The following is a 16,418-nucleotide window of genomic DNA, read 5'->3' on the forward strand; positions in this document are numbered from 1 at the left end:
AAATGCAACTGCAGCGATCTGGATTAGAACCATAAATCATTGCTGGAGTATATTAGGATAGTGTTTTTGTTGGTAAGATCTGACATCTAGGTTAGATAGGGCGTTAATATTAAAGTATTAGGGGAATATTTCTGTGAAATTGATGTTCAAATTGCAGGCAGTTTTGCTTTCTTTGGCCAGGGAGCGTATAGCAAAATGGTTGGATCAGAAGTGAATTTATGGTTGAATATGGGATTTCCTGTGTTGATCATATTATTTGCATAATAATAACACTTACATGTCCGTTATTTTTGGATGTGATCTGATAGATTTTTTTGGCAATGATAAGTTTCGAAGGATCGTCATTGCGAGAAGGCTTTTTCAGCCGACGAAGCAATCTTACAACGATCGCTACCAGCGCGCGCATTAAGATTCCCGCCTGCGCGGGAAAGACGAACATTTTTTGCAATCTATCAATAGTAGCCTGTCGAAAGGCCTGTTTAAACATCCTTAAGGGTATTTAAACAGGCCTTTATAGTAGTCCTTTGGACAACATGACAGCATCTGAGGTGAAATCGCCTTTATGATACACCCTCTTTTTTATTCTGCAACGGCCTCTTCATTAACCGCGTTGACAGCAATCTCGGTCAGCGCCACATCTGTTGCCTTTTCATTTTCAAGGGTCTGAGAAAGAAGTTCGGCCACGTCGCTGTGTCCGATATTTTCGGCAAATACCCTAAGGGTACCATAGGTTGCAATTTCATAATGTTCCACTTTTTGAGCCGCCAGGATAAGTCCTGCATCTCTTATCATCGTACCTTTATCGGTATCAGCGATAATTCCATCGGCTTCTTCCAGTAAACCTGCCATTGCATCACACTTTTTAGCTACTGGTTTTTCACCTAAAAGCCCAAAAACTTCTTCCAGTGTGCTCACATGTTGTTGAGTTTCCTTTGTGTGCTTTTCAAAAGCTGCTGCGAGCTCAGGGCTAGTGGCTGCTTTCTGCATTTTTGGAAGCGCTTTAGCAAGGTGTTTTTCTGCCCAATAAATATCCTTTAATTCATCAATAAAAAAATCATGGAATTCAGAATTTTCTATTTTTCCTGTTTTTGATGTAGATTTTGAGGCTTTGTTGCCTGCTGTTTTTGTAGTTGCCATAATTACAATTTTAATAGGTTTTTGATATCTATAGAACAGGCTCAAATTTCAAATGGTTTTATGTTTTTCGTTTTAAGTTTTTATGGCAGGCACGCTTCCTTTTGGGCTATCAACGATGGCTTGTGCAAATCTATCCATCATGGTCAATAAAGTTTTAATCTAACCTGGTTGATTTAAGTTTAATTAACCATCCCGATGTGCCGATGTATGCTTTCCTAATTTCATATTTCGTTATCAGTTTGCTTACGCATTGCTGCTACCGGCTATTCAATTTCTCCATCAGCCATGCCATCTAAAAACCAGCCAGACCTGTATTCGAATCTTGCCGATGAAGTTTTCGATTTATTGGTAACCTTGCCAGTAAAATCATGGGCAATATCGCCTTCGCTTCCCAGAATCTGTTTGGCCAGGTTAGCATATTCATTTAAATCCAATCCATCGTTGATAATATAGGTTAATTCTCCGTTTTCACTCCATGATGATTCAATTAATCCATCATCAAATTTTTTCTTTAATGTATTCAAATCTTCTTGGTTGTTATTTAAGGGTAGGTTTCTCATCTTTTTTATTAATTTTTTTATTTTTAACCAGTCTGGGCGTACCTTTTAACTTTTCTTCTGAACGTTTTTTTGCAGAATCAATTGAATGTGAATGATGGATATCTTCTTCTTTTTCTGCCACATCAGAAAGTTTCGCATAGTATTTATGCAATATATCCAGTTCTGCCTCCGAAAGATCTTCAATATCAACCATGCGGTTACTTGCATGCCTGCTGGCCGCCAATAACTCATTAAGTTTTAACTGTATGGCTTTCGAATCTTTATTCTGGGTTTTTTGGATCAGAAATACCATTAAAAAAGTAATAATTGTTGTTCCGGTATTAATAACCAGTTGCCAGGTATCCGAATAGTTAAAAATAGGTCCGCTAATGCCCCAGATTACGATAATGCCAACAGCTATGGTGAAGGCGCTTGCACTTCCGGTCCAATAAGTAATCCTGTCAGATATACGCTCAAAAAAGTTTTGCTTGTTTGTCATATTCTTTAGTATTAAGTCTAAGGGGTTGTTTTTGTTTATATAAACAGGTGAAAATTTCAGATGGTTTTCAGTTTTTATTTTCTCTTGCTGACCTTGGGGATATAAATACCTGGGCGTTCCTTTTTTAAGTTATTAAACACATGTTGATATTGTGGCTGTGGTTAACATTTAATTGACATGTTAACCAGTGTTGTAACCAAATACTTTAACCGTTAAATAAATCAAACCTGTAACAGTTTACCTTGTTTATTTAATGAAGYACAAGTTTTAAAACAAAGGTTTGCTTCTTGCAGAAAATAATTTTTGAAGGTTTAAACTTGAAACAATGGAAAACAAAAAAACAGATCAACAGGACAGTGAAAATAAGATTGGTATTGTACCGCATTCGCAGATTGAGGCAAGTGATGCGGATAGTGCTTATCAGGACGAGGCTTCTGCCAGGGAATTATCAAAACAAGCAGCAAAATCGGATTCGGATGCAGACCGCGCAGAAGATAACGGAACTCCTCATCAATAAACACTTTTATTGTCAATCCGGAACCCACAATAACAATACAACTTTGGGTTAGTTAAAAAATGAAGCAGACAAAGCGCTTCGAAAATGGTTGAAATCAGGAACCGAACTTTACGGACGCTAAATTGTAAAATACCTGGTTATCCCTTAGGTAGTTGTGATAAACTTTTCGTCATTAAAAGTATTGTGCCCAAAGTTGGTACTTAACATGGCAGGGTAAATTGTTAAAACCATTTATTGTTTTTGCAGGTTTTCTATATGCCGTCGAAAATACATCCGGTGCCATAAAAAATATCAGAGATTGTTAATGAAATACATTGGCAAAGATAAGCTTTGTCCGGGCCGACGGCACATTGGCCGATAGTTTTTCCGTCAATCAGTAATGCATTAACCGCAGAAAAAAATATTTGTTAACAGCCCAAAAAGAGGCGTAAGCTAAAAAAACTATGGACAAGAAAACACCAAAAAGAAAAAATAAACCTGCCCAACAGGAAAATGGTAAGACTACCCAACTGGAATCTTTTGTAGCAGATTCGACAGGCGAATTTTTAACAACTAACCATGGGGTCGGTATTAACGATGATCAGAATTCGCTCAAAGCCGGAGAAAGAGGAGCAACACTTTTAGAGGATTTTATCCTTAGGGAGAAAATTACACATTTTGATCATGAACGCATACCCGAAAGGGTAGTGCATGCCAGGGGTTCTGCTGCACATGGCGTTTTTAAGGTATACGAAGACATGTCTAAGTTAACCAGGGCCGCATTTTTATGCGATCCGGGAGCAGAAACTCCTGTGTTTGTTAGGTTTTCAACCGTAGCAGGCTCCAGGGGATCGACAGATCTGGCACGTGACGTAAGGGGTTTTGCCGTAAAATTTTATACCCAGGAGGGGAATTTCGACCTTGTAGGCAATAATATGCCAGTATTTTTTATTCAGGATGCAGTTAAATTTCCAGACCTTGTTCATGCAGTAAAACCAGAGCCTGATAATGAAATGCCACAGGCCGCTTCGGCTCACGACACCTTTTGGGATTTTATTTCTCAGATGCCAGAGTCGTCGCACATGATTATGTGGCTGATGAGTGATCGTGCAATCCCAAGGAGCTACCGCATGATGGAGGGCTTTGGCGTACATACCTTTAGGTTTGTAAATGCCAATGGTGAAGCCAGTTTCGTGAAATTCCACTGGAAACCACTTTTGGGTGTGCATTCGGTGGCCTGGGATGAGGCGCAAAATATTTCGGGCAAAGACCCCGATTTTCATAGAAGGGATCTTTGGGATGCCATTGAGGCCGGCGCCTATCCAGAATGGGAACTCGGTGTGCAGATCGTTCCTGAAGCTGATGAGTTTAAGTTTGAATTTGATCTTTTGGATCCCACCAAACTGATCCCTGAAGAACTCGTTCCCGTGCAGCGTATTGGTAAGATGACACTGAACAGAAACCCCGATAACTTTTTCGCGGAAACGGAGCAAGTCGCTTTCCACGTTGGCCATGTTGTACCAGGTATCGATTTTACAAACGATCCGCTATTGCAGGGCAGATTGTTTTCTTATACCGATACTCAGCTAATCCGATTGGGAGGACCAAGTTTTCATGAAATCCCGATTAACAGACCTGTAATTCCCGTGCATAATAACCAACGCGATGGCCATATGCGCCAAACAATCAACAGGGGTAAAACCAGTTATGGTCCAAACGGACTAGCCGCAAACGACCCAAGGCAGGTACCGGCTGCACAAGGTGGCTTTGTAAGTCATAATGAGGCAATTGATGCCAGAAAGATCCGGGCAAGGAGCAGAAGTTTTTTTGATCATTTTTCACAGGCCCGCTTGTTCTTCAATTCACAGAGCAATGCTGAAAAAAACCACCTTATTGATGCCCTTAGTTTTGAACTCGGCAAAGTAAAGGCCATTCCTATAAGGGAGCGTATGCTGGCTGTATTAATTCAGATAGATAAGGGCCTGGCTGGGGCAGTTGCGCAGGCACTTGGCCTGCAGGTTCCAAAAATCCCTTTGGCAGACCTTAACAATAGCCTGCCAGCTGATGGCAAAAGGAAGGATTATGCTTCGGTAAATCCTAAAGGAAGCCTTGCAAGGTCTATAGCGCTAAGTATGGCCACAACGATTAAAGATACCATTAAGTCAAGAAAAATTGCAATACTTACTGCAGACGGTGTAAATGAAAAGACACTTAGCAAAGTTAAAGATTTCCTGGTTGAACAAGGAGCGGTGGTGCATATTATAGCGCCAAGATTGGGTGAAATTATTTCGGCAGGTGGTAAAAATATTGCAGTGGATGAAAGTCTTCTAACAGCAGCATCCGTCCTTTACGATGCAGTATATGTGCCTGGGGGCGCTAATTCAATTAATGCACTTAGCGGAGAAGCCAATGCCATTCATTTCTTAAATGAGGCTTTTAAACATTGCAAGGCAATTGCTGCCGACAAACAGGCGCTCTCGGTATTGGAATCTACTTATTTCGCTAAAAAGCTACCGGCAGAAGATGCCAACGGTACCGCACTACGCGAAGGAATTCTGATTACGGAGGATATTACTGCCCTTACAAAGACTTTTGCAGAAATGATTGCCCTGCACCGCTTTTGGGACCGTGAAATTCAAAGAAAAATACCAGCATAGTTTAAGGTATAAACCAAGGTGAAGGCTATTTGGCCTTCACCAAATTTATTGGCTATGGAAAATAAAAACAACATAGAAGCCGTACCTGCCCAATATACAGGCAGCGGGATGGATGTAATAGAACACAGGGACTGTAGCACCGTGGCAGAAGCGGTAGCGGTTTTTGGACGGGCTTGTACCAGATTATTGTCCGTTAACGAATGGGGACGTTATGCAGGCATATCCGCATTCCAATTAATCGATCCTCAAGGCATCCGTGCAGAAAGGCAGGCGCAGTTAAATGATTATATCAGAATCGATATTCCTGGTCCCGGAACCCAGGCTGGAATGGGCTATGATTGGGTTCAAATCGAGGAGATCACAACTGAAAGCGACGGTAAAAAGCAAACATTATCCATGAGGGTAAGGCCCTGTGCACACCCTTTGTCACGAAAAAAGGAAACTGCCCACTTTTTAAAAAGTGAGGCTACATCAAGCTTTATCATTACACAGACCGGACGATGTGTTAGTGTAGAAGAACATGCTAGAAATGAAGTTCCAAATACGGATAAGGGCAGCCTTTATGATAAGGGAAGGAATTTTATGGTGGGTATGGCGGCCAAACTGGGTTTTTCATATCCGCAGTGGAAAGGGCTGGTTAAGGCGCTTTTGCAAGATTAGCATTTTTGCTGTATAATTCAAGCAGTTCTGCTCCAGCTTCGTTCCCCTGCAAAATGGCCAGATCTAATGCGTGCTGTCCCCTGATATCCTGGAGCGCGGTTTTTGCGCCATGGTCTAAAAGTAGTTTTAATACCTCATTACGGCCAAACATTGCAGCAAACATTAGTGCGGTTCCACCGTTTCCATGCTGAAGATTAATGTCTGCCCCACTTTCTATCAATAGTTTAGCAATACCGGTATAGCCTTTAAATGCTGCACCCATTAATGCTGTATTGCCTCCCTGATCTCCAAGATTTAGGTCTGCTCCCGAAGCAATCAGGTATGCTGCCGCTTCCAGCTGGTCGTTATAGCAGGCAATAATCAAAGCGGTATAACCTTTATCGTCCTGAAAATTTATATTCGCTCCTCTGCGCATTAGTTCTTTTAAAACCTCGGTATCGCCTTTTCTTGCAGCAGGTATAATGAGTTGTTCTATGTTTTCCATTTTTATATAACATTCGCATTGTTAAAAAGTTTAAGGGAAAGCGCTGTTCATTTTCTGTTTAAAAAATCAATAATCCTTCAAACTTTTTTAAAAATTTTTCTACCAAAAGCACAATGTGATATATCTTTGTATCAATTTTTGTGTTCTCTAATGGGAATTCAGCAAACGGGATATAGCGTAGCCAGGTATCGCGCCAGCATGGGGTGCTGGAGGTCGGAAGTTCGAATCTTCCTATCCCGACCAGTTATTGAGCAGACAGCCCATATTTGATGCCAATTTTGCTATTTTTTTGAAACTATAGTTATAAAGTACCTGTTTTACAATAAAACAGATACTATGAAAAATTACATCGATCCAAAAGAAGAAGACAACGAAGATGAAAACGGCAATGAACAGTCGCGAATAAGTCCCAACGAAGAAAAAGAAGCTGATGATAACGAAGTTCAACGGGGGCTTACCGGCGAAACTGATGATGAAGATGATGTAGGGGGAGATCTTGCCGGGAATGCGGGCGGAAATGCCTAGCACCTTAAAAGYGGGCAGCGGTATGGGATGCCCGCTTTTTATATGTTCTGCCGGATAGATACGGAATGACCTGTGATGTCGGATGAACGGACAGGTAAGATTTTCTCTGTTTTTTTGTTGGCTTACAACGGATGTATGGCTGTTGCCCATTTAAATAAAGTATTTTCCGGCACCAATATATTCGCTTATCGCAAACATTTTTTAATGTTCCCTGTTTGTTTGAAAAGAATTGATCAATATTACTATTATCTAATAGATTTAAGCGTTAAAAATAAATGGCTAAATCAAAAAATCAACAGGAAACGCGCTCAACTGGTACAATTCCTAAAACACTTACCGGTATTTCCGGACTTGATGAGATTACATTAGGCGGGCTGCCCTCGGGAAGACCCACACTTGTTTGTGGTGAGGCCGGTTCTGGAAAAACACTTTTTTCCATAGAGTTCATTGTAAAAGGAGCCATGGATTACGGTGAACCAGGAGTATTTATGGCTTTTGAGGAAAAGGCCGAAGAACTTAAAGCGAACGTAGCATCACTTGGATTTGATCTGGAACAGTTAGAAAAGGATAAGAAGATAAGGTTGGATTACGTGCATATTGACCGTTCAGAAATTGAGGAGACCGGAGAGTATGATCTGGAGGGGCTTTTTATCCGTTTGGGATACGCAATTGACAGTATAGGTGCAAAGAGGGTAGCACTTGATACCATCGAGAACCTTTTCGCGGGGCTAAATAATACGGCAGTGCTGCGGGCAGAGATCAGGAGACTTTTTCAGTTTCTAAAATCGAAAGGCGTTACGGCGGTCATAACAGGTGAACGAGGAGGAAATGGCCTTACCCGTCAGGGCCTTGAAGAGTACGTGTCAGATTGTGTAATTTTACTTGATCACAGAATTATCAACCAGATCTCTACAAGGAGGCTCAGGGTTGTAAAATACCGGGGATCGGTCCATGGAACCAATGAATATCCCTTTCTGATCGACGATGAGGGGATCTCAGTGCTTCCTGTTACCTCTCTGCAGTTGAATCATGAGGTTTCCACAAAAAGCTTGCCCTCAGGCATTGCTTCGCTGGATAAAATGCTGGGAAATTCTGGCTTTTATAAAGGGAGCAGTATTCTGGTTTCTGGGACAGCCGGCACGGGCAAGACCAGTATAGCAGCAACATTCGCCAATGCGGCCTGTCTTAGGGGAGAGAAATGCCTTTTCTTTGCTTTCGAAGAATCCCCAAAACAGATCATCAGAAACATGCGTTCTATAGGTATAGATCTTCAAAAACACCTTAAGGAAGGAACGCTTGAGTTTTACGCTTCACGCCCTACTTTGTACGGGCTGGAAATGCATCTGGTGGCGATCCATAAGGCAATCAAAAAGTCCAAGCCATCTGTTGTTATACTTGACCCGATCACCAACCTGATCACGATAGGATCGGTTAGTGATGTGAAAACTATGCTTGTGCGCCTGATCGATTTTCTGCAGGCTGAACAGATTACGGTAATGTTTACAGCCCTCACCCTTAATAATATAGTCAACGAACAGACTGATGAAGGGGTTTCTTCGCTTGTTGATGCCTGGCTTTTAATCCGTGATATTGAGAACAACGGTGAGCGGAACCGTGGATTGTATATCATGAAGTCAAGAGGAATGAAACATTCAAACCAGATACGCGAATTTGTGATTACAGATAAGGGACTGGATCTGGTGGATGTATATCTTACCGAGGATGGCGTGCTAACCGGCTCGGCGCGGGAGGCAAGGATGCTTATGGAGCAGACCGGCGAGATCATCCATGCCCAGGCTGTCAGCCGTAAGGACCGTGAACTTCAACGCAAACGGAAAATTTTAGAATCAAAGATAGAAAGTCTAAGATCCGAATATGAATCAGCAGAAGAGGAACTCAATAAAGTTTATGTTGAGGAGGCTTTAAAAAAACAGATCATGGGCGAAACGATAAGCAAAATTGCCGATCTGCGCAGGGGAGATGATGGTGGAGAAGAAAAAAATGTAAACAAAAACAAATAAATAGTGGGGAAAGCATATGAACTCCGGCTATATGTGGCCGGTAAAACCAATAAATCGGTAGTCGCACTGGAAAACCTGAAAAAGCTCTGCGAGGAGCATCTGAAAGGAAAATATAGTATTGAGGTGATCGATCTTTTGGAAAAACCACAGCTGGCTGAAGGTGATCAGATATTTGCCATTCCGACACTGGTAAAAAAAGTGCCTGAACCGGTCCGCAAAATTATAGGTGACCTTTCAAATGAGGAAAAGGTTCTGGTAGGACTGGACATACGTACAAAGATTAATAATTAGTTATGCCGATAGGAAACCCCGATCATCCAGACAGTACCCAAAGCGACGATTTTTTTTCGCTTAGGCTTTTCATTGCAGGTGCATCACCAGTTTCCGCAAGGGCAGTTGTCAACATCCGTGCAATATGCGAGGAATTTATTGCCGGCAGGTATGAGCTGGATATCATTGATGCACATCAGCAGCCCTTGTTAGTGCAGCAGGAAGATGTGACGGCCATCCCGATGTTGATCAAAAAATCGCCAGTTCCGATCAAAAAGCTGATCGGGGACTGCTCTGACCGTGCGAAAGTATTGAAAGGTTTGGGTATCAGTTATTAAGTTATGCAGAAGTCAAGTGAACATATCAGGCTCGAGCGGGCCTATGAAGAACTTCGTATCCAGCTCGAGGAAGCCAACGATATTATCCATGCAATCCGCTCTGGAGAAGTTGATGCCCTGATTGTAAATGGCCAGGATGGTCATCAGCTTTTTACGCTTAAGAGCGCTGATCATACCTACAGGATCTTTATCGAACAGATGACCGAAAGCGCACTTACCCTCGATGAATCATATAGGGTACTGTATTGCAACTCACAACTCGCAAGGCTTTTGGGGCTGCCTTTAGAAAAGGTTATCGGTCTAAACTTTTTGGCATTTTTTTCAATAGAAGATCAGGCCTTTGTTCGAGAGACAATCGATGGCGCTTGGGAAGTGGACACCAAGGCAGAAGTAGATATCATCAACAGCTCGGGAACTTCCTTGGCGGTTCAGCTCTCTCTAAAGGCGCTTAATCTTGATGAAGGCACTTCACTGAGCGTCATTATTACTGACCTAAGCGAGCTGAAGAAAAACCAGTTGCTTTTGGAAACGAGGAACAGGGAACTTGAAGCGGCAAGAAAAAATGCAGATGAACTCAATGAAAATCTTGAAAATACAGTCAGGCTAAGGACACAGGAGCTCGAGACTATCAACGAAAAACTCGCAGCAGTCAATGATCTTCAGCAAGAAGTCAACGGTCAGCTTAAAGATGCACTCGATGCGCTGAGGGAGAGCGAAGATAACTTACAGTCTGCCTTCGACGCTGCTGAGCTGGGCAGTTGTAACCTGGATATCAAAACAGGACGGGTTGAAGTATCAGAGCGGTTCAGGAAACTCTGCGGTTTGCCTTTGGAGGGGGAGGTGAGCTGGACAATGGTGCTGAGCAGTGTTGGTTCCGAATACCTATCAGCGCTTCAAGGGGTTCTTCAGGATTGTATCAATCTTGGAAAGCCCCTGGATTATACCTATCCGATCAAGCATCTTATTTCCGGTGAGAACCGTTGGATGAGGATAGTTGGTAAGTTAAAAAAAGGCAGCTTTGGCGATTTTGATAGCTTTTATGCTGTTTTAATGGACGTGACAGATCAGAAAAGGGATGAACAGCGGAAGAACGATTTTATTGCAATGGTTAGTCACGAACTCAAGACACCGCTTACTTCCATGAAAGGTTATATTCAGGTTATGCAGCTGAAAGCCATGGGTACGATGAATGGCTTTGCAGATAAGGCCCTCCAGGGCGCTGAGCGTCAGATCAATAAAATGACTGGCATGATCAATGGTTTTCTCAACCTCTCTCGTTTGGAATCGGGAAAAATGCTGATGGATTTTCAGCCTATAGAAATGTCTGTCCTGCTTAAGGAAGTGGTAGAGGAATATATCGCAACGGTAAACAACCATAATATAAAATATGCATTCCAACCCGGTTTTTTTGTGAACGCAGACAGGGACAAACTTGGACATGTGGTCAATAATCTGATCAGTAATGCGGTGAAATATTCGCCGGCTGATAGTGAAATAACTATTGACAGTTATCTTGAGGATGATAAAGCCGTATTCCGCATAATGGATCATGGGATGGGAATAGATGAAAACGATATACCAAAACTATTCGAACGGTTTTACCGGGTAGAAAACAATCGGATGAGTACTGTTGCCGGTTTTGGAATAGGACTTTATCTATCTGCCGAGATTATACAGAGACATGGAGGAAAGATATGGGCAGAAAGCCAGTTAACAAAGGGCTCGGTTTTTTATTTCAGCTTACCATTAATTAATCCTGCAAAGCGCTTTTAGTGCGAAAGCTGGTGGAGGGATTATCTAAAAAAAAATGCCGCTATATGCGGCATTTTTTTTATTGGATTTCGATCTGTCTGGCGACCGCTTTGGCTTCCTCTTTTTTAGGAAGTTCAAGTTTCAGAATCCCATCGTTATAGCTTGCACTGATCTTTTCAATGTCAGCACTTTCCGGAAGTGTGAAAGATCTTGTGAAAGCCGAATAACTATACTCTTTTCTGTTATAGGTTCTTCCTTCGCTAAGGTTTTCGTTTTTTGTTTCAGTTGAGATCGTGAGCATATCCCTTTCTACCGAAACGCGGAAATCATCTTTTTTAAGTCCGGGCGCAGCAAGCTCAATGTGATAGTGATCGGCTGACTCCGAGATATTTACAGCCGGAACGTTGCTTAAACGACGGTCGGTAAAAAAAGTGTCGCCAAGTACTGATTCAAAGATGTCATTAAAGCCTGGCAATAATGAACTATTCTTTTTTTCTGGATTGAATTTAACCAATGTCATAGTGTTTTCTCCTTTAAAACTTTTAATAATAAATGGACTATAAATCAATTAATTTTCTCTGGACGCTGATGGTCCAATTTTAATTAATCAACCGCTATGCCAATGGTGAAAATAAAGCGATTATGGCGGTCAAGCTGAAAAATTTTCATTTTTTCTGAAATTTTTTCAGTGTACGGAACTGAAATTTTTTCATTGCATGAACCTCGCTTTTAATCAGACTGCCCAAAAGATCTGATAGCACCTGAAATAAACGCTGAGCAACTGTATCAGATTATTGGTTTGTAATGTTTATATTTTCAAAAATGCCCACTGCTGGTTACGTCCGCCACTATATGACCATTGAATAGCTGTGCCGCCATTGTTGAGTGAAGATCCATTAATATCCAAAGCCTTTCCGCTATTTACATTAACGATCCTATAATATCCATTACTGGTAATCTGAATTGACCATTTTTGATTTGCACCGCCACTATAATCCCATAAAGCTGCCTGGCCGCCATCAGCAGTGCTCCAGCCATTAATTTCTAAACACTTTCCGGTGGCATGCATTGGTGTTAACCTGTAATATCCACCTCCCGCATCTTCCACTTTGAATTGCTGGTTTGCGCCCGCTACATAAGCCCATTGCTGAGCAGGTGTTTGATTGGCAGTACCCCATCCTCCAATTTCCAATGCCTTAAAACTGTATCTGTTTACAATCTGGTAAACCTGTCCCATCTGGATGGTTGAAGTCGTGTTATTTTGTGCGCCCTGTAATACTGCGGCAAGGCCTTGCTGATCAGCAACTCCGTTTGTCTGCCTGTCAATGATTCTAAATGCATTGTTTCCACTTGATCCATCATCGAAATAAAATGGAAGCAAGCCATTTAAGAGTGCCTGGTGGGTAACATGATTGATATAGTATGCCCTGCTGGCCAGATGCAGTGTCAACGCATCTCCAGAAAGCGTTGTCGACCGCCGGATTGCTCCATATTCTCCCAATATAACCGGAATACCTTTATCAATATACTTGGTCTTCATCAGCGAAAAATCTGCTCCGGCATTTGATTCCTCGCCAAATGTGGCATTCCGTGAAGCATCAGTAGTAGAATGATATCCATCGCCCCAATAATAAAACATATTGCCCCAACTTACATCCTGAGTGAGACCGGCAAAATTAAAAGGAGTGTAATGATGTACTTCAACCATCAGGCGATTGGCTGCAGGATCGGTGGGCAGGGTATTCATTAAATTATTGGTGTATTCAATGCTGGTTGTGGGTCCTTGAATAACCAACACCCTGTAACTATTTCGGCCACCAGTTGATCTGACTGCATTTACAAAGGTTTGATGATAGGAAAGCAGAACGCCCATTCCGGTAGCATCTGATACCGCAGGTTCGTTAGCACTGGCAAACATAACATGTTCGTCAAAATCACGCATCTGTGTCGCAATCTGCTCCCAAAAAGCTTTTTGCATGGCGTTAACCGCGGCCTGCTGGGCTGTGGTACAGTTGTTCTCCAGCCAACCTCCGTCCCAATGGATATTTAATATTACATACAGGCCATCGTTAACACAGTATTGCACAACTTGCTTTACCCTGTTTAGCCATGATTGCTGAAGTTCTGCCGTAGCACTGTTGGCCATATATTGGTTCCATGAGCAAGGGATCCGAACGGCAGTAAAACCGCTTCTTTTCACCTGATCGATAAGCGCCTGGCTAACCATAGGATTGCCCCAGTTTGTTTCACCACCAATTGCCTCAAGTGTGTTGCCTATATTCCAGCCCAGTTTGAATTTTGCCGAAAGCTGCATCGCCGTGCTGTTTACTCCCGATTGGTCGGGTGGAAGAGGTGATAGGTTATAACTTGGATAACTGGTTGCGGTTAACGCCCTGGCAGTTGTTTTATTAGTTGTATCCGATTCTGGAAGGGCAACTTCCGGCTTTTGGCATCTTGTTACTAAAAGGAACATAAAGATGCCCATAAAATATTTTAAGGTTCTCATATTGTTGTAGATGATTTGGTTAGTAAACTGTATTAGATTCATCCAATAACAGCTAATAATAGATTAAGCAACTAGCTTTTTACAGATAGTTTTTTATTGATCGGATAAGAAACCATTGGTGCAGGTAATGTGGTTTGCTTTCCTTTTTTACTGAGTTAATACAGGAAAGCGGTTTGTTACCATCGGTTGATGTTGTGTTTTTTTCGTTTCCGATTGTTTGTACACTGACGGGCCACGTACTTCCCGACAGTAGCCGGGGCTGCAGTCTTGTTGGTTCTAACAGCCTTGTTAGATTGATAATTTTCATGCTCATAATTGTTTTTTGGTTAGATATGGTGATTATTAGTAGGCTGAGGCTGATAAACCTGCAATGGCCGGTAATACTGATTCGAACCAGCAATCACGCTGATTATAAAAAGTAAGGCCGGTCCATGGGTTTATAGGATCTACATGCCAACAATTAAAAGTAACTATAGGTAATCTGTACACGGGGTATATATGTTACTAAATAGGTAACAAATGTTGCCTGTTAATTTTAGTATTTTACAGGCAAGGCTTGCTTACAATTATCCGTTAAAACATAAATGGTTTTTAGGGGATTTATGTGACTTTAGTTAACATATTCATTTCAGGATAAAGCCTAAAAATTGATAAAATGTTACATAAGGGAGAGATGTTTTTATAAGGCAAAATTATCTTGTTTTTTAGTTATTTGTTTGTTTTTCAGTGTTTAAAGGTGTTTTGTTTAGCTTTCTAATCAAAATGCTACCGATAGCTATGTAACAAAAATATCCTTCTTTGTATCATTTGAGGCATTCGTCAGTTTGACTTGAAACTATATTTGAATATTCAAAGCCAATAATTAATGGCAAGCAACTAGGGTCAGTGTTAGGGAGAATAAACTCTTATTTCTCGCTGTTCCTGGAGGTGTCGTTAATTAAGGGCGAAACAAACCAAAATAAACCAAATATGAACCAAAAAATTTCTATTCGGAAATTACCGGCTTTTTTGCTGGTGGTAATTTTCTTAGTGCTCCTGCACTTAAAAGGTTATGCCCAGGAGAGGCAGATTACAGGAAAGATCGTGGGGAACGACAATCCCGCACCATTGCGCGGAGCTACCGTGCTGCTCAAGGCTAAGAACACAGCTGTATCAACAAATGAACAGGGACAGTATTCTATAAGGGCGAATACTGGTGATGTACTCGTTTTCAAAATGATCGGTTTTCAATCACAGGAAATAATGATCGGTGATGGTAGTGTCATCAATGTTATCTTAAGGATCGAATCTACAAAACTGGATGAAGTTGTTGTAATTGGCTATGGTGATAAGGCCAGGGGTGATCTTACGGGATCTATATCTTCGATTTCTGGCAAAGAACTCCTTAGAACACAGCCAACAACTGTTGATCAGGCACTACAGGGAAAAGTTCCCGGTGTTGTGGTTCAACAGATTTCCGGCCAGCCAGGTGGAGGTGTTTCTGTTCAGATCCGCGGACTATCGGGCTTTAGTAATAATCCTCCTTTATATGTAGTAGATGGTCTTCAGATCTTGCCTTCAACCGGAGATAAGGGTACAAATCCATTATCCAGTATCAATCCATCCGAAATCGCTTCAATAGATATTTTGAAGGATGCTTCAGCTACCGCTATTTATGGCGCACAGGCAACCAACGGTGTGGTCATCATCACTACTAAGCGAGGGGTTTCTGGTCCTCCGGTAGTGAGCTATGATGGTTATGCAGGTGCCCAGGCGCTACCCAAATACTATGAGGTAATGAACCTTAGGGAATATGCAACCTTTATGAATGACAAGGCCGCAATCATCGGTTATGATCTCAGACCGCAGTTTGCAAATCCTGCATACCTGGGTGTGGGAACGGATTGGCAAAAAGCCTTATTCAGGACCGCACTGATGCAGAACCATAATGTTGCCCTTACCGGAGGTGATGCCAGAACGAAATATTACCTTTCAGGAACTTATTTTTCTCAGGACGGAATTGCACTGGGATCTGATTTCAGAAGGATCTCAAGCCGCTTAAACCTGGATAACAAAACAACCGATTGGTTAAAAATGGGGGTGAGCCTGCAATTGGCCAATGTAAAAGAAAATGTAACTACTTCTCAATCAGGCGTAATCAGACAGGCGTTAAATCAAACACCTGATGTAAATGTGGTAAATCCAGATGGTACCTGGGGCGGCAATGATCCCAATATTTATGGCGCTACAGGAAGCAATCCATTTGCCTTGGCGAAAATCGTAAAAGACCTTAAGAACCGCTACGAATTATTCGGAAATGCTTATGCCGAAATTCAGTTTGCCAAAGGACTTACACTACGCAATGAGATATCAGGGAATTTTACGACAGCTACCGAAGATCAGTTTGATCCTATTTATACAATGGGCGCTTACTCCAAAACCTCTAATTCGGCAAGTTATTTTAGCGGAAAAAATACATTTTATTCCCTTACCAATTACCTAACCTACTCGCATTCTTTTGCCAACAAATATAACCTGAATGCAATGGTTGGGCA

The 16,418-nt window shown here is 41.8% G+C and carries 15 protein-coding genes and 1 tRNA gene; 10 read left to right on the top strand and 6 right to left on the bottom strand.

Features of this window, described 5'->3' with window-relative positions; translation table 11 throughout:
• Window positions 1-579 precede the first annotated feature (579 nt).
• The 3 genes from AC1DND_RS02555 to AC1DND_RS02565 all read right to left on the bottom strand — a co-directional run bounded on the left by AC1DND_RS02555 (window position 580) and on the right by AC1DND_RS02565 (window position 2,175).
• Complete coding sequence (locus AC1DND_RS02555) at window positions 580-1,137, bottom strand: YciE/YciF ferroxidase family protein (protein ID WP_477578860.1); 558 nt, start codon at window positions 1,135-1,137, stop codon at window positions 580-582.
• 263 nt (window positions 1,138-1,400) lie between these two features.
• Complete coding sequence (locus AC1DND_RS02560) at window positions 1,401-1,697, bottom strand: hypothetical protein (protein ID WP_477578862.1); 297 nt, start codon at window positions 1,695-1,697, stop codon at window positions 1,401-1,403.
• Window positions 1,675-2,175: a low affinity iron permease family protein gene (locus AC1DND_RS02565; RefSeq protein WP_477578864.1), complete on the bottom strand. Its 501-nt coding sequence runs from the start codon at window positions 2,173-2,175 to the stop codon at window positions 1,675-1,677. Before AC1DND_RS02565 ends, AC1DND_RS02560 begins: the two co-directional genes overlap by 23 nt.
• A 325-nt stretch (window positions 2,176-2,500) precedes the next feature.
• On the opposite strand from AC1DND_RS02565, the gene AC1DND_RS02570 reads away from it, so the two are divergent.
• The 3 genes from AC1DND_RS02570 (at window position 2,501) to AC1DND_RS02580 (ending at window position 5,988) form a co-directional block, all read left to right on the top strand.
• Window positions 2,501-2,692: a hypothetical protein gene (locus tag AC1DND_RS02570; protein ID WP_477578865.1), complete on the top strand. Its 192-nt coding sequence runs from the start codon at window positions 2,501-2,503 to the stop codon at window positions 2,690-2,692.
• A gap of 443 nt (window positions 2,693-3,135) precedes the next feature.
• Entirely contained in the window at window positions 3,136-5,328 is a 2,193-nt protein-coding gene (locus AC1DND_RS02575; RefSeq protein ID WP_477578867.1) for a catalase, read from the top strand.
• 54 nt (window positions 5,329-5,382) lie between these two features.
• Entirely contained in the window at window positions 5,383-5,988 is a 606-nt protein-coding gene (locus AC1DND_RS02580) for a hypothetical protein (RefSeq protein ID WP_477578869.1), read from the top strand.
• Here the strand turns inward: AC1DND_RS02580 and AC1DND_RS02585 are convergent.
• Complete coding sequence (locus tag AC1DND_RS02585) at window positions 5,966-6,472, bottom strand: ankyrin repeat domain-containing protein (RefSeq protein ID WP_477578870.1); 507 nt, start codon at window positions 6,470-6,472, stop codon at window positions 5,966-5,968. The genes AC1DND_RS02580 and AC1DND_RS02585 overlap by 23 nt on opposite strands.
• Before the next feature lie 166 nt (window positions 6,473-6,638).
• Between AC1DND_RS02585 and AC1DND_RS02590 the strand changes: the two genes are divergently transcribed.
• The 6 genes from AC1DND_RS02590 (at window position 6,639) to AC1DND_RS02615 (ending at window position 11,399) form a co-directional block, all read left to right on the top strand.
• A tRNA-Pro gene (locus AC1DND_RS02590) sits at window positions 6,639-6,715 on the top strand.
• Window positions 6,716-6,808: 93 nt separating this feature from the next.
• Window positions 6,809-6,997, top strand: coding sequence for a hypothetical protein (locus AC1DND_RS02595; protein ID WP_477578872.1), 189 nt, complete (start codon window positions 6,809-6,811; stop codon window positions 6,995-6,997).
• Window positions 6,998-7,272: 275 nt separating this feature from the next.
• The gene (gene kaiC / locus AC1DND_RS02600) at window positions 7,273-9,018 is read left to right on the top strand and encodes a circadian clock protein KaiC (RefSeq protein ID WP_477578874.1); all 1,746 of its coding nucleotides are present in this window, start codon (window positions 7,273-7,275) and stop codon (window positions 9,016-9,018) included.
• A 3-nt stretch (window positions 9,019-9,021) separates the two neighbouring features.
• A complete protein-coding gene (gene kaiB, locus AC1DND_RS02605; protein ID WP_230145335.1) occupies window positions 9,022-9,309 on the top strand; it encodes a circadian clock protein KaiB in 288 nt (95 codons plus the stop codon).
• A gap of 2 nt (window positions 9,310-9,311) precedes the next feature.
• A complete protein-coding gene (locus AC1DND_RS02610; protein ID WP_440822955.1) occupies window positions 9,312-9,626 on the top strand; it encodes a circadian clock KaiB family protein in 315 nt (104 codons plus the stop codon).
• 3 nt (window positions 9,627-9,629) lie between these two features.
• Window positions 9,630-11,399, top strand: a complete 1,770-nt coding sequence (locus AC1DND_RS02615; protein WP_477578876.1) for an ATP-binding protein — start codon at window positions 9,630-9,632, stop codon at window positions 11,397-11,399.
• A gap of 58 nt (window positions 11,400-11,457) precedes the next feature.
• On the opposite strand, the gene AC1DND_RS02620 is transcribed toward AC1DND_RS02615, so the two are convergent.
• Complete coding sequence (locus AC1DND_RS02620; RefSeq protein ID WP_029280345.1) at window positions 11,458-11,898, bottom strand: Hsp20/alpha crystallin family protein; 441 nt, start codon at window positions 11,896-11,898, stop codon at window positions 11,458-11,460.
• Between the two features lie 288 nt (window positions 11,899-12,186).
• Complete coding sequence (locus AC1DND_RS02625) at window positions 12,187-13,884, bottom strand: cellulase family glycosylhydrolase (RefSeq protein WP_477578878.1); 1,698 nt, start codon at window positions 13,882-13,884, stop codon at window positions 12,187-12,189.
• Between the two features lie 969 nt (window positions 13,885-14,853).
• Here AC1DND_RS02625 and AC1DND_RS02630 point away from each other — a divergent pair.
• Window positions 14,854-16,418 (top strand): SusC/RagA family TonB-linked outer membrane protein (locus AC1DND_RS02630; protein ID WP_477578880.1); only part of this gene is annotated, 1,565 nt, incomplete at its 3' end.

This window comes from Pedobacter sp. 01N416 (assembly GCF_056399685.1).

Bases quoted from the DNA above. Each gene is read 5' to 3' on its own strand.
- AC1DND_RS02555 (WP_477578860.1), bottom strand. From the start codon at position 1,137: ATGGCAACTACAAAAACAGCAGGCAACAAAGCCTCAAAATCTACATCA.
- AC1DND_RS02595 (WP_477578872.1), top strand. From the start codon at position 6,809: ATGAAAAATTACATCGATCCAAAAGAAGAAGACAACGAAGATGAAAAC.
- AC1DND_RS02560 (WP_477578862.1), bottom strand. From the start codon at position 1,697: ATGAGAAACCTACCCTTAAATAACAACCAAGAAGATTTGAATACATTA.
- AC1DND_RS02575 (WP_477578867.1), top strand. From the start codon at position 3,136: ATGGACAAGAAAACACCAAAAAGAAAAAATAAACCTGCCCAACAGGAA.
- kaiC (WP_477578874.1), top strand. From the start codon at position 7,273: ATGGCTAAATCAAAAAATCAACAGGAAACGCGCTCAACTGGTACAATT.
- AC1DND_RS02620 (WP_029280345.1), bottom strand. From the start codon at position 11,898: ATGACATTGGTTAAATTCAATCCAGAAAAAAAGAATAGTTCATTATTG.
- AC1DND_RS02570 (WP_477578865.1), top strand. From the start codon at position 2,501: ATGGAAAACAAAAAAACAGATCAACAGGACAGTGAAAATAAGATTGGT.
- AC1DND_RS02585 (WP_477578870.1), bottom strand. From the start codon at position 6,472: ATGGAAAACATAGAACAACTCATTATACCTGCTGCAAGAAAAGGCGAT.
- AC1DND_RS02580 (WP_477578869.1), top strand. From the start codon at position 5,383: ATGGAAAATAAAAACAACATAGAAGCCGTACCTGCCCAATATACAGGC.
- AC1DND_RS02615 (WP_477578876.1), top strand. From the start codon at position 9,630: ATGCAGAAGTCAAGTGAACATATCAGGCTCGAGCGGGCCTATGAAGAA.
- AC1DND_RS02610 (WP_440822955.1), top strand. From the start codon at position 9,312: ATGCCGATAGGAAACCCCGATCATCCAGACAGTACCCAAAGCGACGAT.
- AC1DND_RS02625 (WP_477578878.1), bottom strand. From the start codon at position 13,884: ATGAGAACCTTAAAATATTTTATGGGCATCTTTATGTTCCTTTTAGTA.
- AC1DND_RS02565 (WP_477578864.1), bottom strand. From the start codon at position 2,175: ATGACAAACAAGCAAAACTTTTTTGAGCGTATATCTGACAGGATTACT.